The sequence below is a fragment of the Sphingobacterium sp. 1.A.4 genome (genome assembly GCF_002734245.1).
GTDB lineage: Bacteria > Bacteroidota > Bacteroidia > Sphingobacteriales > Sphingobacteriaceae > Sphingobacterium > Sphingobacterium tenebrionis.
Map to the genome: position 1 here is coordinate 16,070 of NZ_PEAZ01000012.1, position 19,943 is coordinate 36,012.

Annotated in this window: 24 protein-coding genes; 6 read left to right on the plus strand and 18 right to left on the minus strand. The window is 40.7% G+C overall.

What is annotated here, in order from left to right; genetic code table 11:
- Positions 1-27: 27 nt before the first annotated feature.
- From CRJ00_RS01570 to chrA, 6 genes are all read left to right on the plus strand, one after another.
- Complete coding sequence (locus tag CRJ00_RS01570; protein WP_099365173.1) at positions 28-828, plus strand: helix-turn-helix domain-containing protein; 801 nt, start codon at positions 28-30, stop codon at positions 826-828.
- Between the two features lie 79 nt (positions 829-907).
- Positions 908-1,381, plus strand: a complete 474-nt coding sequence (locus tag CRJ00_RS01575) for a hypothetical protein (RefSeq protein ID WP_099365174.1) — start codon at positions 908-910, stop codon at positions 1,379-1,381.
- The gene (locus tag CRJ00_RS01580) at positions 1,381-1,980 is read left to right on the plus strand and encodes a phosphatase PAP2 family protein (protein WP_099365175.1); all 600 of its coding nucleotides are present in this window, start codon (positions 1,381-1,383) and stop codon (positions 1,978-1,980) included. The genes CRJ00_RS01575 and CRJ00_RS01580 overlap by 1 nt, the downstream gene beginning before the upstream one ends.
- The gene (locus tag CRJ00_RS01585) at positions 1,961-2,389 is read left to right on the plus strand and encodes a DoxX family protein (RefSeq protein ID WP_099365176.1); all 429 of its coding nucleotides are present in this window, start codon (positions 1,961-1,963) and stop codon (positions 2,387-2,389) included. The genes CRJ00_RS01580 and CRJ00_RS01585 overlap by 20 nt, the downstream gene beginning before the upstream one ends.
- Before the next feature lie 51 nt (positions 2,390-2,440).
- On the plus strand, positions 2,441-4,315 hold the full coding sequence (locus CRJ00_RS01590; RefSeq protein ID WP_144038059.1) for a metallophosphoesterase family protein: 1,875 nt from the start codon (positions 2,441-2,443) through the stop codon (positions 4,313-4,315).
- Between the two features lie 5 nt (positions 4,316-4,320).
- Positions 4,321-5,451 carry a chromate efflux transporter gene (gene chrA / locus CRJ00_RS01595; protein WP_099365178.1) on the plus strand — a complete coding sequence of 377 codons (1,131 nt, stop codon included), beginning with the start codon at positions 4,321-4,323 and terminating at the stop codon, positions 5,449-5,451.
- 60 nt (positions 5,452-5,511) lie between these two features.
- Here chrA and CRJ00_RS01600 read toward each other — a convergent pair whose 3' ends face one another.
- The 18 genes from CRJ00_RS01600 to CRJ00_RS01685 form a co-directional block, all read right to left on the minus strand.
- A complete protein-coding gene (locus tag CRJ00_RS01600; RefSeq protein WP_099365258.1) occupies positions 5,512-5,910 on the minus strand; it encodes a response regulator transcription factor in 399 nt (132 codons plus the stop codon).
- Between the two features lie 271 nt (positions 5,911-6,181).
- Complete coding sequence (locus tag CRJ00_RS01605) at positions 6,182-6,481, minus strand: helix-turn-helix domain-containing protein (protein ID WP_099365179.1); 300 nt, start codon at positions 6,479-6,481, stop codon at positions 6,182-6,184.
- Positions 6,462-6,773 (minus strand): helix-turn-helix domain-containing protein, encoded by a 312-nt coding sequence (locus CRJ00_RS01610; protein ID WP_099365180.1) that lies wholly within the window; start codon positions 6,771-6,773, stop codon positions 6,462-6,464. The genes CRJ00_RS01605 and CRJ00_RS01610 overlap by 20 nt, the downstream gene beginning before the upstream one ends.
- A 159-nt stretch (positions 6,774-6,932) precedes the next feature.
- The gene (locus CRJ00_RS01615; RefSeq protein WP_099365181.1) at positions 6,933-7,727 is read right to left on the minus strand and encodes a cation transporter; all 795 of its coding nucleotides are present in this window, start codon (positions 7,725-7,727) and stop codon (positions 6,933-6,935) included.
- A gap of 4 nt (positions 7,728-7,731) precedes the next feature.
- Complete coding sequence (locus CRJ00_RS01620) at positions 7,732-9,903, minus strand: TonB-dependent receptor (RefSeq protein WP_002978519.1); 2,172 nt, start codon at positions 9,901-9,903, stop codon at positions 7,732-7,734.
- A gap of 86 nt (positions 9,904-9,989) precedes the next feature.
- Positions 9,990-10,301 carry a hypothetical protein gene (locus CRJ00_RS01625; RefSeq protein WP_002978517.1) on the minus strand — a complete coding sequence of 104 codons (312 nt, stop codon included), beginning with the start codon at positions 10,299-10,301 and terminating at the stop codon, positions 9,990-9,992.
- Between the two features lie 74 nt (positions 10,302-10,375).
- A complete protein-coding gene (locus tag CRJ00_RS01630) occupies positions 10,376-10,663 on the minus strand; it encodes a hypothetical protein (protein ID WP_002978515.1) in 288 nt (95 codons plus the stop codon).
- 109 nt (positions 10,664-10,772) lie between these two features.
- Positions 10,773-11,222, minus strand: a complete 450-nt coding sequence (locus tag CRJ00_RS01635; protein ID WP_099365182.1) for a DUF3872 domain-containing protein — start codon at positions 11,220-11,222, stop codon at positions 10,773-10,775.
- 12 nt (positions 11,223-11,234) lie between these two features.
- Complete coding sequence (locus CRJ00_RS01640) at positions 11,235-11,795, minus strand: conjugal transfer protein TraO (protein ID WP_099365183.1); 561 nt, start codon at positions 11,793-11,795, stop codon at positions 11,235-11,237.
- Positions 11,796-11,815: 20 nt separating this feature from the next.
- Complete coding sequence (gene traN, locus CRJ00_RS01645) at positions 11,816-12,709, minus strand: conjugative transposon protein TraN (protein ID WP_099365184.1); 894 nt, start codon at positions 12,707-12,709, stop codon at positions 11,816-11,818.
- A 24-nt stretch (positions 12,710-12,733) separates the two neighbouring features.
- On the minus strand, positions 12,734-14,077 hold the full coding sequence (gene traM / locus CRJ00_RS01650; protein ID WP_099365185.1) for a conjugative transposon protein TraM: 1,344 nt from the start codon (positions 14,075-14,077) through the stop codon (positions 12,734-12,736).
- Entirely contained in the window at positions 14,064-14,348 is a 285-nt protein-coding gene (locus CRJ00_RS01655) for a nitrogen regulatory IIA protein (RefSeq protein ID WP_099365186.1), read from the minus strand. The genes traM and CRJ00_RS01655 overlap by 14 nt, the downstream gene beginning before the upstream one ends.
- Positions 14,349-14,365: 17 nt before the next feature.
- Complete coding sequence (locus CRJ00_RS01660) at positions 14,366-14,794, minus strand: hypothetical protein (protein WP_099365259.1); 429 nt, start codon at positions 14,792-14,794, stop codon at positions 14,366-14,368.
- A 10-nt stretch (positions 14,795-14,804) separates the two neighbouring features.
- Positions 14,805-15,428 (minus strand): conjugative transposon protein TraK, encoded by a 624-nt coding sequence (gene traK / locus CRJ00_RS01665; RefSeq protein ID WP_099365187.1) that lies wholly within the window; start codon positions 15,426-15,428, stop codon positions 14,805-14,807.
- 19 nt (positions 15,429-15,447) lie between these two features.
- Positions 15,448-16,443, minus strand: coding sequence for a conjugative transposon protein TraJ (traJ, locus tag CRJ00_RS01670; protein ID WP_099365188.1), 996 nt, complete (start codon positions 16,441-16,443; stop codon positions 15,448-15,450).
- A gap of 2 nt (positions 16,444-16,445) precedes the next feature.
- A complete protein-coding gene (locus CRJ00_RS01675; RefSeq protein WP_099365189.1) occupies positions 16,446-17,078 on the minus strand; it encodes a DUF4141 domain-containing protein in 633 nt (210 codons plus the stop codon).
- A gap of 28 nt (positions 17,079-17,106) precedes the next feature.
- Complete coding sequence (locus tag CRJ00_RS01680) at positions 17,107-19,611, minus strand: TraG family conjugative transposon ATPase (protein ID WP_099365190.1); 2,505 nt, start codon at positions 19,609-19,611, stop codon at positions 17,107-17,109.
- The gene (locus CRJ00_RS01685) at positions 19,608-19,937 is read right to left on the minus strand and encodes a DUF4133 domain-containing protein (protein ID WP_099365191.1); all 330 of its coding nucleotides are present in this window, start codon (positions 19,935-19,937) and stop codon (positions 19,608-19,610) included. Before CRJ00_RS01685 ends, CRJ00_RS01680 begins: the two co-directional genes overlap by 4 nt.
- Positions 19,938-19,943 lie beyond the last annotated feature (6 nt).

The following is a 19,943-nucleotide window of genomic DNA, read 5'->3' on the forward strand; positions in this document are numbered from 1 at the left end:
TAAAGACAATATTGAAGTTCCAGCAAATTGAAAAATTCTATTTTCATAAAAACCAAAATTGAAGCGGCAGCATTATTAAAAGCTGCACCGTTCCGGAAAGAAATTCGCAAGACCGAACCGCACAAACACAACAGCTATTTTGAAATTATTTATTTAAGAGAAGGAAGCGGTTTCCACACCATCGACCATACTTCATTTTCAATTAAGCCACCCACCGTATTTTTTGTTCGTAAAGAACAGGTACATCATTGGGATATGACAGATACACCTGACGGCTTTGTTCTGCTTTTAAAGAAGGGATTTCTCGACCAATCGATGGACAGTGAGCTGAAAAGTCTTTTATCCAAACTCAGCGAATTAAGTTGCATCTATCTGAAAGAAACAGAAAGTATAGATACTATATTTCAACTGCTCACTACAGAGAAAGACTTTACCGTTACCGAAGGATTATTGAAGGCACTATTTGCTAAAATATTGATTTCAGCAAAACCTTTGACTAATAAAACGAGTAAAACCGATGATGTAATTACAGTTTTCAGGGAATTGCTCAACCAACCAAACGACCTTCGAAACAATGTTGCTCACTATGCAGAAAAGCTCCATACGACACCACAAAATCTCAATGCTATTTGTCGTAAAACACTAGACCAATCAGCTGCAGAGGTAATTGCTGAACATATCATCAGTGAGGCAAAGAGGCAATTAATGTATACAGAAAGTCGTGTTTCTGAAATTGCCTATAGTTTAAATTTTAATGACACTTCCCATTTTGTAAAATATTTCAAACGGTACACAGGTCTTACGCCACAAACCTTCCGGAATACCTAAATCATACCGTTTTATTTTCAAATATACCGTATGTGATAGTTTGTATTGTACGAAATTTGTATGGCGTAAAATACAGGTTATGAAATATTTGACATTTTTATTTATACTTTCTTTTTTTTCAGCTTGTAATCAAAAACAAGAAGCTGTTGAAGGACAGTGGATAAAAGGAAACGAGCAGGAGAAACTTGAAACGATAGAAAATCAATTTCGTGGATTTGACATGGTAATGGTTGAAACCGGATATCGTTATCAGGAATTATATTGGGCAGGACAAGACGAAAACTGGGAGTATGCTGATTATCAATTGGAAAAAATCCAAAAGGCGATAGAAAATGGATTGGAAAGAAGACCAAAACGGACAGCTTCCGCACAACATTTTTTAACCGTTACACTCCCTCAAATGAATGAGGCTCTAAAAAAAAGAGATACAGTTGTTTTTAATAAGAACTTCCAAATGCTTACCAATAGCTGCGTTAGCTGTCATGCAATGGAAAAAGTACCTTTTTTTACTGTAAAAACTCCTGTAGAAAGACAATCACCCATCAGAAAATAATGCTTGAAGATATCAAACAGATAGATACAAATATTCTATTATGGCTAAATGGAAGCCACAACGAATTTTTGGACGAAGTAATGTGGTTTGCCAGCGGCAAATACACTTGGCTTCCTTTTTATTTTGCACTGATAATTTTGCTTGTCTGGAAGTATAAAAAGGATGCTATCCTGATGATCTTACTAATCGCCTTGCTCATCACAATGAGTGATCAGCTGGCTTCCGGCATATTTAAACCTCTATTTGAAAGGCTGCGTCCAAGTCATAATGCAGCATTGGAAGGAGAGCTGCATATAGTAAACAATTATCGAGGCGGCAAGTTCGGTTTTATTTCTTCTCATGCCGCCAATGTCTTTGCCTTAGCATTTTATTTAACCATATTAACTAAACAAAATCTAAAATGGCTCCCAATCATTCTTATCCCATGGGCAATTTTTGTCAGTTTGAGCAGGGTTTATTTAGGCGTACACTATCCAACTGACATTTTAGTTCCAGCTATTTTAAGTATGCTTTTTGCGGGGGTGGTAGCCCATCTATATAAAACATTCAATCCAAAATTCATAAAACTATTTAATCATTATGTTTCAAAAAATAACTAAGACAGACCAATCAAAAACTACCATACTTATTCGACTGATGGTAGGTGCCGTATTTCTTTCGGAAGGAATACAGAAGTTTTTATTTGCAGACACCTTAGGTGCAGGACGTTTTGCAAAAATAGGTCTGCATAATCCTGATTTTTTGGGCAGTTTCGTTGGCAGCTTTGAAATTATTTGTGGTTTTTTAATTCTTATTGGACTTCTGACAAGATTGGCGAGCATTCCTCTTATCATTATTATGTTCGTTGCTATTGCAACAACCAAATCAGAAGTTTTAGCAGAAAAAGGATTTTGGGAAATGATGCATGGAAGTCGTACAGACTGGGCGATGCTTTTGGGGAGTATCTTTCTATTGATAAAAGGTGGAGGTCGTTGGTCGATAGATAGTTTGACAAATACTCCTAAATAACTAGGACAATTTCAATCACTTAAATATAACATATCATTTTAGACAATTTATATGAATAAGATACTATTTTCTGCTATTGCGTTAGTGTTTGCTACAACAGCAATGGCGCAACTTCCTAAAATTCCTGCGGTATACAGTAACCTTGGCTATGATACTAATGGAAGGTTATATTTTGAAAATAAGGATGAAAAATACTTTGCTGAAGAATTTAAAAATCCGCTAACGACCGAACAACTTCTTGGTAAACCGAAAGGTACTGAAAATGGAGTTCAGATGGATTTTGGGACTTTAAAAGGAACGGTAACTTATGGCTTAATCCCTTACGGAAAAGTTCCGCATCCCCTTCCCGTATATCGAAAAACCGCCAAAATTGAAGACGGTAAAATAGAGCTCAATATAAAAGAGGATTTCAAGTATCCGTATGATTTTGTAGACTGGAAGAAAAATGGGTACCTGAACCTTGGCTACCGAATTGCTGATGAGCAAGGTATGCTTTTGTTTGATGGCATAATTGCTTTAAAAGGTGAAGGACCATTTGAAGTCATACCGGCAATTTATGAAGGACCTTTTGTAAATATGCTTACTGATAACTCTGCTGTAATCTGGTGCAAAACCACACATCCCGTAAAGGCCGAAATTGAAATCAATGGCAAAGTTTATAAAGATGAGCACGAAACAACGCTGCATCGCTGGAATATAGCAGGACTTACCCCAAATACAAAGCACAACTATAAGGTAAAATATGGGATACAATCGCAATCGTATCATCTTAAAACTGCACCATCTAAAGGCAGCAGAGAAGCGTTCGTATTTGGTTATGCAAGCGACAGCCGCCATGCTACAGGTGGAGGTGAACGGAAAATCCTTGGAGCCAACGCCTACATAATGAAAAAAATGGCTGCACTTGCTCACATGAAGGACGTGCGCTTTATGCAATTCACCGGTGATATGATTAACGGCTATTTGAGCAGTAAAGAACAGCAGAGACTGGAATATTCTAACTGGAAAAAATCCATTGAACCATTTTGGCACTACATGCCCTTTTATATAGGTATGGGTAATCATGAAGCATTAGGTCTTATTTTTAAAGATGAAAACGGCAAGCAACAGGCATTTATTGATGCTTTTCCTTATGAGACCCAATCAGCAGAAGCACTTTTTGCAGAGGAATTTGTAAATCCTGAAAATGGTCCAGATAGCGAGGATGATAACAAGTATGACCCTGACCCTAAAAATATAGACTTCCCTTCCTACAAGGAAAATGTGTTTTATTATACCTACGGAAACGTGGCGATGATTGTCCTTAATAGCAATTACTGGTATGCACCTTCCATTGCTAATCAAACGGCTTCCAGCGGAGGGTTGCATGGGTATTTAATGGATAACCAACTTCAATGGCTTCGTGAAACGATCTCAAAATTGGAAAGAGACAAGAATATTGACCATATTTTTCTTACACAACATACTCCTGCATTTCCTAATGGAGGACACAGTAAAGATGTGATGTGGTACAGCGGTAACAACGAAAAAAGACCCTACATTGGAGGAAAGCCCGTTGATAAAGGAATTATAGAACGCAGAGATGAATATTTAGATATTTTGATTAATCAAAGTAAGAAAGTGGTGGGGATGCTTACAGGCGATGAACATAACTATAACTGGTTAAAACTGACGGCTGATATGCCAATTTACCCCGAGAATTATCCGCATCAAAAACTTAATGTATCGCGACCAATCTATCAAATCAATAATGGTGCAGCAGGAGCTCCTTATTATGGTCAGGAAGTATTGCCATGGAGTAAGCATACCCAGTCCTTTAGCGTGGAAAATGCACTTTGCCTGTTTTATGTGGAGGGAAAAAAAATAACAATGAAAGTATTCAATCCGGACACTTTAAATCAAATAGATGAAGTCGAATTAAGATAATTAAAATGCAAGAGAATGTAAACGTAAAAGAAATCGCAAAAGTTTTCGGTAAGTTGGGGATTATAGGGTTTGGAGGTCCAGCAGCACATATTGCCATGATGCGGGATGAAGTGGTGGTTAAACGAAAATGGATGAGTGAACAGCACTTTTTGGATTTACTAGGTGCTACCAACCTTATTCCGGGACCTAACAGCACGGAAATGGCTATTCATATTGGCTATGATAAAGGTGGTTGGAAAGGCTTATTGACAGCCGGTTTATGCTTTATTCTGCCTGCCGTTTTAATAACAGGAATTTTAGCGTATTTGTATAGCCTTTACAGACAGCTACCCGAAGTACAACCTTTTATCTATGGTATCAAACCTGCTATAATAGCCATTATTCTGGCTGCAATTTATCCATTGGCAAAACAATCTGTCAAATCCATAAATTTAGGTCTTATTGGTATTACTGTTTTATTAGCGGCGGTGTTTGGAGTTAATGAAATTTATTTAATGTTTGGTGCAGGTCTGTTAGCGTTTGGATTGCACACGGTTCAGAACAGACAAAATAATACTTTGCAAAGTATCGTTCCGTTTACCTTTCTTCAGGTTACACAGACAACTTTTTGGACAGCGACAAATGCTAAACTGTTTTGGACATTTCTTAAAATTGGCTCCATACTTTATGGGAGCGGATATGTGCTGTTTGCTTTTTTAGATACAGAATTGGTTGCAACAGGTCTGCTCACAAGACAGCAACTAATGGATGCCATTGCGGTAGGACAGTTCACACCTGGTCCCGTTTTTTCATCGGTAACGTTTATTGGCTTTCAAATCAATGGGCTTTCAGGAGCCATTATCTCAACTATTGCCATTTTCCTGCCATCATTTGTTTTTGTGGCACTGCTTAATCCGTTAATGAAAAAGCTACGAAATTCTAAAGGGTTATCTGCCTTTTTAGATGCCGTGAATGTAGCATCGGTAGCCATAATCATAGCAGTGTGCTATGAAATGGGTAAAGAAACCATTACTGATTGGCGAACGATTTTAATTGCAGTTTTGAGCATTGCAATAACTTTTGGATACAAAAAATTAAATAGTGCTGTTGTAGTTTTGGGCGGTTCCTTATTAGGATATGTGTTATTTCAAATTTGATAAAAATTTAGATTATTATCTTCATAAGGAGAAACTGTACAAATTCGTAACTTTCTCAGACTAACTGTCCATACCGATAACAGTTTCTATTACTCTTTTAAAATCATCCACATCGCTACCAAGTAGCAGATAACTTGAAAATCCAATGTCTAAAAGGGATTTCCCAACTTTCTCATCATCGATATCACTATGGGCAATCAGTTTTATTAAAGGATATTCAATCCTTAATTCCTGAAGCTGTTTAAGCACATTTTGGTTGTAGAAATCCAAGTCAACAATACAGAATTTGGGGAGTTCATTCAATGAAGACAACTGTGTTAGCCCATTTTCAATGCTTTCTGACCGAGATAGTATTTCCATTCCAGATGCAGCGAGATCTTTGCAGATGTTATCGGTTACAGGGCTTTTGTCATTGATAAAAGACAGGGAGATTATTTCTTGTACAGTACCAGTTTTCATATCGTTACCTTTTTGAGTTAGATGAAGTTCCTGCACAAAAAGAAAGCGCAGGCAACCACACTTACCGCACATTGAGGTACTGGTATACCCGACAACGAATAAGCGAGCGCCCACGCCTATGGCATGAGCGTTCTTCCTTATCGTCCCGTTGTCTAAAAATTACCAGTTTTCAATGTGGGACTTAAAGCAAAAACACTTTAAGTATTTCTATATTTACATAGCAAAGATACTAAACTCGTTTCGATATAGAAATATGATTGCTTTAAATCCGTTACTTGTTCTTTTGTCCATTGCAGACATAGTTTTGTTCAAGTATCCGTAAAAGGTCGGTTTGCTTAAAAATGATTTTGCCGCCTATCTGGATGTATGGGAGTATTTGGTCATCACGGTATTGCTGTAAAGTCCGCTTGCTGATATGTAATAGCTTGCATACGTCTTCGCCCGAAAGATATATTTCACCGTTCATTACAGGACGGTAGTTTTTTAATATCTGTTCGATACGATTTCGTAGCTGTGTAATCATTTCCCTGTGGGCGATGATTTCGTCACTATCATTCGTGAATAAATCCATTTTCAGTTGTATTATCCGGTTGTCCGGCTTCGAGCAAAGCCTGCACGTCCGAGCGTTTATAATAATTTTTGCGGTTCAGTTTTGAATATGGTAAAAGTCCTTTGCTTTTGTAGGTCTGTAAAGTCCGCTTGGTAATGTTCATCATCAAACACACTTCCTGGTTATCGAGCCATTTCTCCTTTTTGAAAATCGGCGTGTACTTTTTCGTGGCATTTTCGGTCAGTTCCAAAAGTGCTTTCAACTCGTTTTTCATTCCCTCCAGTACGGACTTTTGTATTGCGATAACTTCCATTGTGTGCTCAATTTTGCGTGGAAGTCGAATTTATAAAGGCTTATTGCTGCGTTGGGGAATGTTGCAGGGTTTGGCTTTGATAGGCAGTGTTTGGCATTGTATAGTAGGGATTGGTATAAAAAAGCCCCGAAAAAACCGAGGCTGTGATTTATTGCGGTTCTACTTCGCCAATTTCAATATTCTATACGCTCCCCTTGCCACAACCACAAATACAATAGCTCCGATAATCAAATCGGGATAGTTTGAATTAAGCCAATGAACCAAAAAACCTGCAACGATAACTCCCGAATTGATTATAACATCGTTTGACGTGAAAATCATCGAAGCCTGCATATGTGCTTCTTTGCTTTTGTTCTTTTGCAACAGGTAAAGACAAAGTACGTTGGCTATCAATGCCAAAACAGAAACAATAATCATTGTTTTGAAATCGGGCATCGCTTCTATTCCGATAAAACGTCTGATAACTTCAACAAAACCGATAACGGCTAACAGGATTTGAAAGTAACCTGCAAATTTGGCGATATTGTTTTTTCTTGCAATCGTACCCCCAACAGCAAACAAAGCCAATGCGTAAACGATGCTATCGGCAAGCATATCCAAGCTATCCGCTACCAATCCCATTGAGTTGGAAAAAATACCGAACAACATTTCCAATCCAAAGAAAACGAAATTGATAATCAATACCGTCCATAGTAGTTTCCGTTGGCTATTGCTTGTATCTGTTTCAACAACTGCGTTAGTTTCTTCGGTTGAAATCAGCGTTGTATTTAGGTTCAAGGTTTCCAAAGCTGAAAAAATCGGCTCTGGGTTTCCACTATGGTAAACATTTAGTTTTCTATTGGGAATATCAAATTCCAATGACTTTACCGTATCAAAGTTTTGCAGTTTCATACGGATTAATTGCTCCTCACTTGGGCAATCCATTTTTGTTATATTAAATATGGTTTTATTCATCTTCTTAAAGTCTAAATTTTATTCCTCCGTTAATTACAAATCCGTCTAATGGTGCATAGATGTCTTTAAAAACAGGGTTGGTTATTGTACCTGTATAAATGTTGTCGAAACGTGTCTGTCTTGTATCAAAGAAATTTTCAAAGTTGATGTACAAAGAAAACCGTTCCCAAATTTTTTCAGCCATAAAGCCACATATAACATAGTCTTTTCCTGTTGTTCCGTCATTGAGCTTTTGCGGACTAAAATAATAGGCTTCCAAACCGATTTTCCATTTATCCTCTATTTCATACATAAGTACAGAGTTAATGCGGTGTTTTGGTGTTAGTGGATTTTCGGTATTTGTTCCGTTTTCAATCAATCGGGTATCGGTAAAAGTGTAGCCCAAAAACAATTTAAAATCATCATAACCGATTTTGATATTTGTTTCTGTTCCTTTGGTATGAATGTAGCCCGATGAATTGATGAACTGATAAGTATTTGCAGTTATATTTTGAAGCAACAAAGGGTTATCCAAATAGGTGTAAAAGAATAAATGATTTATGCTAAATGTCCAATCATCGCCAATATTAGTACGGTAATTTATGTCAGCATTTGCTCCGTAGCTCTTTTCTAATTTATTGGTATTATCATCAATAGGCATTACGTTTTGATATTGTATGCGTTCGCTTTCTTCGGTAAAAATGGTTGGTGTTTTGTAGCCAAATCCGCCCCCGATACGTGAAGTCAAACCGTTTGCAATCTTAAACAATGCCGATACTCTTGGCAAAAAAACAGCTCCATAATCTATCACGTAATCTGTTCTTAAACCTGTCTCTAATTGAAGCCAATCCGTAGCCTTAAAAGAATTTTGAACGAAAGCCCCGAATGTGGTTTGGTTGTAATCTCTCAAAGGAAATGCGGTAATCTGCTTTTCTTTAAAATTGTCCGTCCAAACATTAACGCCTGTTACCCATTCTGATTTTTCTTTGCTGTGGGTATAGCTTGCTTCCGTAAAAGTGGCTGTTTGTGTTCCCTCAAACTCGTAATTGGGAATAGCTGTATTGCGGTTAAAATAACTTACGCTGTTCTTTATCTGTACAAAACTGTTTTCGTTTACAGTATGGTCAAAAACAAATTGGGTAGAATAGCGTTGTGTTTTGTTTTCTTCAAAATATTGGTGTGTGTTATCGCCTTTGCCTTTGATGTAAAGCATATCGCCACCCAAACGGTTTTCAATGGTGGTGTTAATACCAAAGTTCATTTTTGTTTTATCATTGAAGTAAACAAATAATTTAGGGTTCAGTACATACCTTTCAAATTTAGGAATGGCAGAAAGCCCGATTTGTGCAGGGTCGTAAGCTCCATTACGATTATGCGAAGCAAATATTGTTGTTCCGATTTTCTTAAACTTCTGTCCGTAAAAACCGTTGATGTCTAAACCTCTGCCCGATGTTCCGTTTAAATGAAAACGCAAATCCCTTTCTTCCGTTGGTGTCTTGGAAATCAGGTTTACCAAACCTGCTATTGCTCCACCACCGTACAGCGTAGATGTTGAACCCTTAATAACTTCAACCTGCTTTAAGTCAAGCGGTGGAATTTGCAACAAGCCTAACCCACTTGAAGCACCCGAATAAATAGGAAAACCGTCTTTTAAAATTTGCGTATATCGTCCGTCAAGCCCTTGAATACGAATACTTGCGTTGGCACTTGTGGGCGATGTGGTTTGTACGTGAATACCTGTACTCTCACTCAAAAGCATACGAATATCCCCTGCTTTCATATTGCCTTTTTCGTCTAACTCCTCACTTCCTATAAACTCAATGCGTGTAGGGATATTTTGTATAGTTCTTGTACTTCTTGTTGATGAAATAACAATACCGTCTAACTCCGTTGAACTTTCATAAAGTAAAATCTCAATCGGGGTTGTATCTGCTAACGGAAAATTAAAGCTGTCGGTACGTTGGGCAAAACCAATATAACTAAATTGAATTTCCTGTAAACCGTTTGGAATACCTGTTAATATGATTTGTCCGTTTTCATCGGAAGTTGTTCCGATTGTTGTGCCTGTAATCTGTGCAGTTACACCCATTAAAGGCTCTTTTTTCTCGCTGTCTTTTATTACAGCTTTGAATGTATTTTGTGCATATACACAAAGGTTGAGTGCCATAAAAAATGACACAATGAGTATTTTTTTCATTGTAAAAATGATACTTAATGTGAATAAATAAATGATAGTGGTGCGATACACCACTTGCAATTAGTTTGTGCCGAAAGCACTATACATTAAGCAAGTTGTGGGGGATGCCAAACGGAAAAGGGAAAATCAGAAATAGGTGGTGTTGGCATTGTGCCTAATTTTCTTTGCGGTTCTTTTACTGAATGTGTGATAGAGAAATGAAAAGTAGTTAAAACAAATCCTGTACAGGTATTACAGCTAAAAAATGGCGAACAACATCCCTTATTGCAATCTTGGTCGTCCTGTTCGTTTTGTCCTTGCTCGGTGGTATGTTCCTGCATACATTTATCCTCAATAAAAGTCGGTACGGCTGATAACAGCAATACATAGACGGCTAATATTAAAGATATAAATTTCATTCTGCAAAGTTAGATAAAAATTGATTGTGCTGCCTCGCAAACTTTATTTTGGTTTTTAAAGCTAATAGGCTTAGTTATCGTTGTTGTTCCGTTTTTACTTCCTGTTGTTTTTTCTCTCTATCTTTTTTCATTTGCGAATACGACCAAATGAAAAGAATACCGATAATAATCAAAGCGTAGGCAATCCATTTGCCAACACGTTCTATAAAACGGATAAATACAGATGCTTCAAAGCTCGAAAAACCCTCCGCACCTACAGCATTACGTCTGTAAAATTTCCTGCGGCTTATCCAATAGATAAGCCCTATCCCGATAACAAGCGGAATAATACCAAGCACTAATTGAGCAGTAACCGCATCCATATTGATTATAATTATATCAAGTAAAATTAAACAAAAACATCCTATGCCGAAAGTCGAAAAGCAAAAAACCGACCTGTAAAGTCGGTTTTTATCTTCGCTTATGTTGCACTTAATCGCTACTATTAAACTGAAAGCTCAATTGCTTTTCGTTCCCGAAGCTATCCGAAATCCAAACCTCAAAGGACTGTGATACGGTGGACGTGGAAGTGTAATACAACCTGAATTGTTCAGTTGGTAACGAATACAAATCGTTCGGCAGGTAAGGCGGTTCATCGTAATATCTAAGTGTTCCCTGTCCGTCAAATTGGAAGTAGCGGAGAAAATACTGCGTATTGCTGTAATTGCCTGAACGCTGTATGGTAATGCGTATCTCTACGGTCTGCCCGTTAGATACATCTTTTGGAACAGGCATCACGTTTACATCAAAAGGAAAATCGTTCTGTATTTCGAGTTCATCATCTTTACTGCAAGACACCAACGTAACCGAAGCTATGAGGATTGCCAAGAGTACATATATGGGTAGTAATCCTATTCTGAATTTATTGAATATTGCTGCCATTGTTTTTACGTTTTAAAAGTTAAACCTTAATCCCACACCTGCCGACGGTCGGAACTGCTGTAAATCTGTACCCCAAAGCATTTTTGTACGCCCTTGCAGGACTAACACAAAGCGGTCGGACAGGTACGTTTCAAAAGTGAGGCGGCCGCCTGCTCCGTAGATGAAATTATCCTCACTCAATATCTTCGCTCCATCATATAACATCGTTTCGCCACGGTTAATGGTTTCATAACCGACCACGCCGGTTATAGCAAAATTCAGCGTGATGTTTTTTCGGGCATCCCCCAACAAGAAGAAACTGTAACCACCCTCTGCGAAATAGGTTTCCTGCGATATGTGGAGGTCTTTGTAGTCGTGGTATTGGTGCGTGTATTCCAACGCCCAAAGCTGGTAATTGCCATTCCTTCCGTTTACGGTCATTGCTGCACTGATGTAATAATTATTACCGATTTTATCATTGGATAGTACACCCGCACTTATTTCCAATCCTTTCTGCTTCGGCAGCATCCTTTGCGCCTGTGTCGTTGTAATACCCATTAAAACAAGCATCACGGTATAGATATACTTTTTCATATTATTGCTTTAAAGGGTTATTAAAATTTCAGGTGCATATCGTCAATCAAACGGGCTTTGATTAAATCCGAATTTTCTACCTGAAGCGTTTGATGCCTGCCGCCGTTCTTCTCGAAAATCTCAATCAGCAGCACCTTGTCATCGGCAATAGTAAACTGGTCTAACAGGAACACGTTTTGTTCGGTCGATTTTCCGGCAATGCCGTCCAATGGCTTGTACATTCTCAAAGGCGTTAAGGAACGTTCCTGGACTACGGTGCGTTTGGCTACCTTTTTATCCACTACTTTGAAATTGATAAAATCAATCTCGAAAGGCACATTGGTACGGTTTCTCAATTCGGTATGGAAATAGTATTTGCCGTTGTGTATGTAAATCCCTCTCAGGATAAACTGAATGCCGAAGCTCTTAGCCCCGATATGCTTTACAATGCGCTTGTCTTTCTTGTAAATGGTTTTCAGTAACAAGCCTGCCAGTGAGGGCGAATTGTTGCCCAGTTCCTCAAAAAGCACATCGTTACCGTTGGCTTTATCCACCGCTTTTTGCATCGTGAGCAGGTCGTAGCTCAATGCCTCCGGGTAAGAACTGTAATACACGTTGAAGCTGTAAAAACGCCCGTCATTCGTGATAACTGAAAAATTAGTTTCCGGCTCAAAGTTCCTTACCGATGCTTTTACACGCAATACGTTTTCCGCATCTTCAGCCTTACCTGCAATCAGGTATTCGCTGCCCAAATCCACGTAACGAATGGCGGTCGGGAAAATCAGGTGTGAAGTCTTATCATAGGTAACTTCCATTCTATACGGTTGTATCTTGCCCAATGCAAGCGGTGTTCTGATGCTGTTCTGTGCATAAGATTGTACGGCAAAGCCGAGTATCAGGGCAATAGCCCAAAAGGTTTTTAAATTATTTTTCATTGTTTTATTTGTTTGAATTCAACATTATTGTTTAGATACAAGGAAGACCTGATGTCCTGCTTTCAGCATAACTTTTGGGGTTCTTACCTTTTTGGCGAAGTAGCCCGAAATTCCCTGTACCACGCCACGGCTGAGGTCTGCGGCAACCTGCTGTCCGGCATTCTGTGTGAGCATAACGCTCGTTCCACCAGTTTGGCTCATATTGCCCGCCATTTCAGTAAGGGCATTCATTTCGGGCGAATACGGAACGTACAAGCCTTGCTGCCCATCCAAATCGTAAATGGTAATATCTACCGGTATGATGTTGCCCTCCAGTTCTACGGAGGTAACTTTTAATTGCAGCCTGCCATTCTGAAATTTGGCATTAGCTGTTACAATCGTTCCTTTAGGGATGGTACGTTGTGGCGTTTGGGCAGGCTCTAAAAGTCGCAAACGAACCCCCGTTTCGCCTACTACCGTTTGGGCTTCGTGTACACAGGCTTTGATACTGTTTTTAAGTTGTATTGCCTGTTGGGTAGCACCTGCGGTGTAAAACCCACGGTTTTTTGTTTGGCTCCAATCGGCTGCAAAAGCACTGTCCGATGGCTCACGGTACAAGGCTGTTACAATATTCTTTCTTGTGGGCGTGAACGATACGAAATGTTCTTTTTGGCTAGCACCCATAGCAACATTTGGAGTTGCAATATTGGCAGGAGAAGCGTTTCCGGTATTGGCATTTTGCGGAAGATACTTTGCTGCCATTTCATAGGATTTCTCCATTAGTTTAAGTTGGTCATCAACGGTGGCCACAGGTGGCACATCTTTCTCGGCCAGTTTTTCTTTCATTTCGTCCAGTTGCCTGCGGAGTTCCATTGTTTCAGAATTATTATCCTGATAGAATGAACCCAATGTGCTTTGCATATTTCTATAGCTGTTCAATCCATGATTACCGTTTCTTCCTGAATTTCTGCTACATCCTCCCAAGCTGTTGCTTTCTTCATCTTCAGGAAACTGCTCGTCGGTAGGTTCTTCTTTATCTTCTGCATTCCAGTAGTCGGAAAGCGTTACAAGTGCATTGCGTTTTTCCTGCTCTTTGCGTTCGAGCATTTCCTGCTCATAGGCCTTGCTTTTATTGGCAGGCAATCCTGCTCCGGTAGCCTCTGGTACAGCATCGTTTAGCCCAATACTTTCGACCGTCTTTTTATCTTTGGACGGTTTAAATATCAGGTACATACAGCCGAGAAATACCACACCCATTAAAAGGAATATGAGTGGCTTTTTGAGCTTGTCGGCTTTTTTCTGTGTGCCGTCTTGCAGCACATCAGCGGTGTCTTTCGGGCTTCCCTCGGTTACCCGAACAACCGATTTTTTGTTCTCATTTTCTTTCATAAATCTGATTTTTTAAAATTGTTGATACACTGTCCTGCAACTTTGCAGGATTTCCATTTTTAAGGACAGGGTTCTCAATATGTTTAATGACGATATTGTTACCTGACTTTGAGGTGTCGTACATCACTTTGCCAATGACCACTACGGTGAGCAGTAGGTAAACCACAAAGAAGTACAGCGTATATTGGCGCTGTTTGCGCAAAGGCAACGCCCGCCAACGTTCATCGAGCTGGTCAAAGTACCTGTCCATATTTGCTCTTAATTTTTTCATAGCCTTACTATTTGTTGTTACAGCTTGAAACGCTTAGGGCTTTTACCCGCCTGTTGCTTTGGCTCATCGTTGACCAGTGCGACCGCTTCCGTTAATTTGGGTGCAGATATGACGGACAGGTTTGCCAGTTCTGATTTTTTAAGCAACTGCCCGAAGCCGTCTTTCTTGGCTATTTCCATACGGCTAAGCGAAAATTTGCCATTCAGGTATTTTACCCACATACTGCATTCTACACGGGGCTTGTCATCACCCGACCATTTTAGGTAGCCTGTCAGCAGGAAGTCTTGCTTAGGCAAATTGTCTGTACCCTTTTGGCAGCTTTCGAGGTATTCGCTGATACTGTCTTTCAGCTTTCCGGCATACGCACCCTGCGTATGGAAATACCCGTTATAACCTTTGTCGGTAAGGATTTTTGCGAACGTGTTTAAATCTGATAATGCTTCCATAAGATTGTTTTTAGCGTTCGATAACTTCAACGTCCTTGTTTTCCACGACTGCAAATTTTTCGATATTGAAGCCCTGCGGATTATTGTCGGAACGTACGGAGTTGACGAGATAGCAGGAGGTAATAAGGTTACGCCTGGTTACGTTGCTTGAACGGATAATGAACTGTTTGGCATAGGTACGCACTGCATACGGGTAGGCGTCGAAATTGCACACGACACTATCCACCTCTATGCGTTGCTGCACATTCCCTGAAATGATGCGACTGTAATAGCCCTTTTCCGATAAGTCTTTATAATAGTCGAAAGCACTTTTGTCGGCAAGGTTAAACGCCCTGTTCATATTGCTTTCAATAGCATTCTTATCAGGTGCAAGCGTAAAAAAAAGCTCGTGAAAACGTCTGACGTGTTCCCTTGCTTCTACGGGACGGTTAATACTCGCATCCTGCGAAAAGGCAAGCATCAGTGATTTGCCATTATCCAGTACATAGATTTTTTGGCGTTGTTCTTCTGCAAAGCGGTAGGAACGCCATACGGCGTATCCTACCACACTAGTGCAGAGAACCGCAAACACAATGGCATATAATCTTATCTGCCTAAAGCTGTTTTCGATATTTCTTAGCGTTTTAAATTCCATTTTTAGAATGATTAATTGTTTATTTATTCATCAGTTTACCGCCGATGTTGCCAACTGTAGAACCTGCACCTGCTCCGGCGATGTTGCCTGTTTTCATTGCAGCCTGGTTTACGTTGCGGGTAAAGTTTCCAGCACCTCCGGCTTGGATCACCCAGCCTGTTACTGTTGGTATTGTGAAGTACCCGATAATGCCGATTATCATAAAAATGATGTACACAGTATTGCTCGTATCAGGTATGTAGGTAGGGTCGGCAAGCATCGCTATATCCCTTTCCAAAATGAGGGATTGTATTCTTGCCAGCATCGAGCTGAACAGATCTGAAACAGGAAGCCACAGGTAAACACTGACATACCTAGTAATCCATTGCGTAAGCGTGGACTGAAATCCGTCCCATACGGAAATGGCAAAAGCTATTGGTCCGAGTATGGAAAGGACTATTAGGAAAAACGTCCGTATGGTATCAATGACCAATGCTGCCGCCTGAAAGAGTATTTCCAGTAGATTGCGAAACCAATCCTTTATGGCTTTCTCTATCTTGTAAGCCTGCCTGTCCATATACATACCCGCCATTGTGCCTACGTCTGATGGCGACCATCCCAATTCGTCCAGCTTCTTATCAAACTCTTCGTCTGATACCATATAGGCTGTTTCGGGATTTCTGACCATTGCTTCATATTCCAATTGGTCTTTCTGTTGTTGGAGCTGATTAAGATCAAGCACCTTGTCTTCGAGTATTTGGTGGGTTCCCGTAACTACCGGGCTCAATACTGCATTGATGGTTCCCAATACGATGGTTGGAAAGAACATTATGCAAAGCCCCAAAGCGAACGGACGCAGCAAAGGGAACACATCAATAGGTTCGGCACGGCTTAAAGCCTGCCAAACCTTTAATGCCACATAGAACAACGCTCCCAATCCCGCCAATCCTTTAGCTACTGCAGCCATGTCGCCTGCAAGCGGCATCATATCATCATAAAGCGACCGCAGGAGTTCGTGAAGATTATCCCATTCCATTTTTACCAGTATTTTTGGTTAGCAGTTCCGTAGAGGTCAAATACTCTTTTGGCATCGTTTTTCTTTTTCGCTCTCAGGTAGCTTACAGAAATGTTCTTGTTAGTATAGTAGCGCACCAGGCTGTGGTAATCCTTTACCTCTTTGTACACGCGGTCAATAATGTCCATACGCTCTTTGTCGTTCAACGAAAGACTTGTAGAGGTTACAATCTGCTTCAATTCTTTCAGCAGTTCGGTACTTTCATTGAGCAGTGCCGAATAACCGTTGCCGATAGCGACCAATTCCTGTGGGGTAAAATTTGGATCGTTCATCATCTTACCAAAATTCTGCACGTACATTTCGGACACATCGCCTACCAACAATACCGTTTGTTGCACTTTACGGGCATCTTTCACCAAATTGTTAATGGCTTTCAACTTGTCGTAATATTCCTTACCCTGGTCGTACACTTTCTTCACTTCGTTAAAGTTCTTTATCACATTGCTCACGGTCGAAGAAGTCTGTATGATTTCGTTCGCAGAGTTGATAATTCCTGAAGCCAAATTAGCAGGGTCGGTTACAACCCACTGGGCTTTTGCTGATGGTGCTACGGCGAGCATCAGTGCCGTACACACCAGATACAATACTTTTTTCATTGTTCTTGAAATTTTAAATTGTTAATGACTATTGATTTGAATTGTCCCGCCTTTGCATTGCGATATGCTTAATGGCGAGTTCTACTTTACCGTCGAGTTCCGCAGCAAGCTGCATCACTTCCATTTTTTCGGTTTCCTCTGTGGTGTAGGCGAGGTATTCCTCCAAACTAACTTCGGTGGCATAGACTGCCGAGTGCGTACCACCTAAGCCAATCCAAACCTCTTTGTACAGGCGGCTTGCATCGTTATTCATATTGATGGAAAGTACCTGCCCTTTTTCTTTGTCGGTAAGTCCCAACATTGCCTGTATATCATCAAACTTGTTCATATACTTGCGTTGGTCTAAAAGGATTTTGCAGTCGGAGTTATTGATGATACTTTCTTTCACAATGGGCGATTGGATAATATCATCGACCTCTTGCGTTACGACAATGGCTTCTCCGAAGAATTTCCTCACGGTCTTAAAGAGGTACTTTATATATTCCGCCATTCCCTCTTTCGCTATCGCTTTCCAAGCCTCTTCAATTAGTATGAGCTTGCGAATACCTTTCAGGCGGCGCATCTTGTTGATGAACACCTCCATAATGATAATCGTGACAATGGGAAAGAGGATTTTGTGGTCTTTTATCGCATCAATTTCAAACACGATAAAGCGTTTGGAAAGCAAGTCTAACTGCTTATTGGAGTTCAGCAAATAGTCATACTCGCCGCCTTTGTAATAAGGTTCGAGAACATTCAGGAAATTGGCAATGTCAAAGTCCTTTTCCCTTACCTGCTTTTCTTCGAGTACCTTGCGGTAGTCGCCTTTTACATACTCATAGAAACCGTTGAATGACGGGTACACATCGTCCGTTTTGATACGCTCGATATAACCGCTTACGGCATTGGATAAAGCCACTTCTTCCGAACGGGCGGGCGGCTCATCATCACGTTTCCAAAGCGTAAGTATCAAAGTCTTGATACTTTCCCGCTTCTCAATATCAAACACGCCATCATCGGTATAGAAAGGGTTAAAGGCAATCGGGTTATCTTCGGTATAAGTGAAGTAAACACCGTCTTCGCCTTTGGTCTTTCCTTTGATGAGTTCGCATAAGCCCTGATAAGAGTTACCCGTATCTACGAGCAGTACGTGTGCGCCCTGTTCGTAATACTGCCGTACCATATGGTTTGTGAAGAATGATTTACCACTGCCGGAGGGACCAAGTATGAACTTGTTCCGGTTCGTGATGATACCACGCTTCATAGGCAGGTCGGAAATATCCAAATGGATAGGTTTTCCTGTAAGCCTGTCAGCCATCTTGATACCAAACGGCGAGGGCGAATTGTGGTAGTTGGTTTCTTCCGTGAAGAAACACAAAGCAGGCTCAATGAATGTGTAAAAACTTTCTTCTGCGGGAAAGTCGCCCGCATTGCCGGGCATTCCCGCCCAGTACAATGTGGCTACATCCGTTGTATTATGCCGTGGCTTACATTCCATCAGTGCCAACGCACTACCGCAGTCGTTCTTTAGCTGTTTGAGTTCCGTAGGGTCTTCCGACCACGCCATAATGTTGAAGTGCGCACGAATAGAAGACAGCCCGAAGCTGTGCGCTTCGTTCAGGTACTTTTCTATCCACTCTTTGTTGATTTGATTGGCACGGCTGTAACGAGCCAGTGAGTGCATATTCCTTGCGGACTTCTCAAACTTTTGCAGGTTGTCTTCGCTGTTATCTATAAACAGGTATTGGTTGTAGATGTGGTTGCAGCTTAACAACAAGCCCACAGGTGCGGCGAACGACAAACGGCAGTCGCTCCGGTCGGTGGATAGCTTTTCAAAACGGGTATCTGCCGATACCGTTCCGGGCAAATCATCGGTATCTGAAAGGGTGTGCAGGCTCAACCTTTTGTTGCCTATGCGTACTTCTTCGGTTCCGAGTGCGATGTCTTGCATCGGTGTTCCTGCTTCTCTTGATAGCGTGAGGTATTGCTCCAGTAATCCCTGTGTATGGTCCGTGCCGATGATTTCATCTTCGGTCAGACGTTTCAGGGTTACAAAACCGCTATCATTCACGATACGCTCAAACTGTGCCACCGCTTCCATAAAGCGTTGTATTGTCTCCTTGTTCCTGATTTCCTTTGGTATCAGCGAACCTTTGCAAAGCGAACTGAAGTTGCTTTGCATCCGCATTCTTTCCTTTGTTGTCTTTGTTAGAAACAGGTAGCAATAATGGTTCAGGAACGGTCGCTCGTTAAAATGGCGTTGGTAGGATTTAGCCAAAAAACTTTGGTTGTCCTCTGCCAAATCGGGCGCATAGTTCTCTTTGATGTACCAGTCCTGTTTGTGAATGACTGTAAAATCAGGCAGGGTTTTGATAGCCTTATGCCAAGCGGAGTGTATGGCTTCATACTCTACAGAAGCTACCGTGAACAGTTCCGGCAAACGCACTTCAAAACAGGCGGTAATGTCCGCATCTTTGGAAAGGATGCAGTTGTTCTCTACTGCCAACAAAGGAAACTTGTTTTCCAGTGTGGTGGTCTTTGCAACATTTCTCATAGGGCATTTGGTTTAGAAGTGAATTTTAAATAGCGGTGTACAGGCTTGCGGCAGATGATGTAGCGTGGATGCCGTTTATTGGCTGCAATTTTCATCAGCCCGTGTTCGCCGTACTTCCTGTTCAGCGAAAAGGTCTGCCATACAATGAGCGAAGCACCGCCCGCTCCGAGGAACAGGCAGATGTAAGAGTTTACGCCTGCCATATACAGTATCATCACGAAAATGAGCGTACCGAGCAAGCCACCCGCAAAAATGAACAGGTATTGTGCTTTTAGCCCTTTAAATTCCACCGTTCTGCCGATGCCTTTATTGATATTGTAATTCATAAGGCA

Bases quoted from the DNA above. Each gene is read 5' to 3' on its own strand.
- traJ (WP_099365188.1), bottom strand. From the start codon at position 16,443: ATGGAATGGGATAATCTTCACGAACTCCTGCGGTCGCTTTATGATGAT.
- CRJ00_RS01615 (WP_099365181.1), bottom strand. From the start codon at position 7,727: ATGAATAAAACCATATTTAATATAACAAAAATGGATTGCCCAAGTGAG.
- traM (WP_099365185.1), bottom strand. From the start codon at position 14,077: ATGAAAGAAAATGAGAACAAAAAATCGGTTGTTCGGGTAACCGAGGGA.
- CRJ00_RS01635 (WP_099365182.1), bottom strand. From the start codon at position 11,222: ATGGCAGCAATATTCAATAAATTCAGAATAGGATTACTACCCATATAT.
- CRJ00_RS01600 (WP_099365258.1), bottom strand. From the start codon at position 5,910: ATGAAAACTGGTACTGTACAAGAAATAATCTCCCTGTCTTTTATCAAT.
- CRJ00_RS01585 (WP_099365176.1), top strand. From the start codon at position 1,961: ATGTTTCAAAAAATAACTAAGACAGACCAATCAAAAACTACCATACTT.
- chrA (WP_099365178.1), top strand. From the start codon at position 4,321: ATGCAAGAGAATGTAAACGTAAAAGAAATCGCAAAAGTTTTCGGTAAG.
- traK (WP_099365187.1), bottom strand. From the start codon at position 15,428: ATGGAATTTAAAACGCTAAGAAATATCGAAAACAGCTTTAGGCAGATA.
- traN (WP_099365184.1), bottom strand. From the start codon at position 12,709: ATGAAAAATAATTTAAAAACCTTTTGGGCTATTGCCCTGATACTCGGC.
- CRJ00_RS01660 (WP_099365259.1), bottom strand. From the start codon at position 14,794: ATGGAAGCATTATCAGATTTAAACACGTTCGCAAAAATCCTTACCGAC.
- CRJ00_RS01590 (WP_144038059.1), top strand. From the start codon at position 2,441: ATGAATAAGATACTATTTTCTGCTATTGCGTTAGTGTTTGCTACAACA.
- CRJ00_RS01675 (WP_099365189.1), bottom strand. From the start codon at position 17,078: ATGAAAAAAGTATTGTATCTGGTGTGTACGGCACTGATGCTCGCCGTA.
- CRJ00_RS01680 (WP_099365190.1), bottom strand. From the start codon at position 19,611: ATGAGAAATGTTGCAAAGACCACCACACTGGAAAACAAGTTTCCTTTG.
- CRJ00_RS01610 (WP_099365180.1), bottom strand. From the start codon at position 6,773: ATGGAAGTTATCGCAATACAAAAGTCCGTACTGGAGGGAATGAAAAAC.
- CRJ00_RS01625 (WP_002978517.1), bottom strand. From the start codon at position 10,301: ATGAAATTTATATCTTTAATATTAGCCGTCTATGTATTGCTGTTATCA.
- CRJ00_RS01605 (WP_099365179.1), bottom strand. From the start codon at position 6,481: ATGGATTTATTCACGAATGATAGTGACGAAATCATCGCCCACAGGGAA.
- CRJ00_RS01630 (WP_002978515.1), bottom strand. From the start codon at position 10,663: ATGGATGCGGTTACTGCTCAATTAGTGCTTGGTATTATTCCGCTTGTT.
- CRJ00_RS01620 (WP_002978519.1), bottom strand. From the start codon at position 9,903: ATGAAAAAAATACTCATTGTGTCATTTTTTATGGCACTCAACCTTTGT.
- CRJ00_RS01655 (WP_099365186.1), bottom strand. From the start codon at position 14,348: ATGAAAAAATTAAGAGCAAATATGGACAGGTACTTTGACCAGCTCGAT.
- CRJ00_RS01580 (WP_099365175.1), top strand. From the start codon at position 1,381: ATGCTTGAAGATATCAAACAGATAGATACAAATATTCTATTATGGCTA.
- CRJ00_RS01575 (WP_099365174.1), top strand. From the start codon at position 908: ATGAAATATTTGACATTTTTATTTATACTTTCTTTTTTTTCAGCTTGT.
- CRJ00_RS01640 (WP_099365183.1), bottom strand. From the start codon at position 11,795: ATGAAAAAGTATATCTATACCGTGATGCTTGTTTTAATGGGTATTACA.
- CRJ00_RS01685 (WP_099365191.1), bottom strand. From the start codon at position 19,937: ATGAATTACAATATCAATAAAGGCATCGGCAGAACGGTGGAATTTAAA.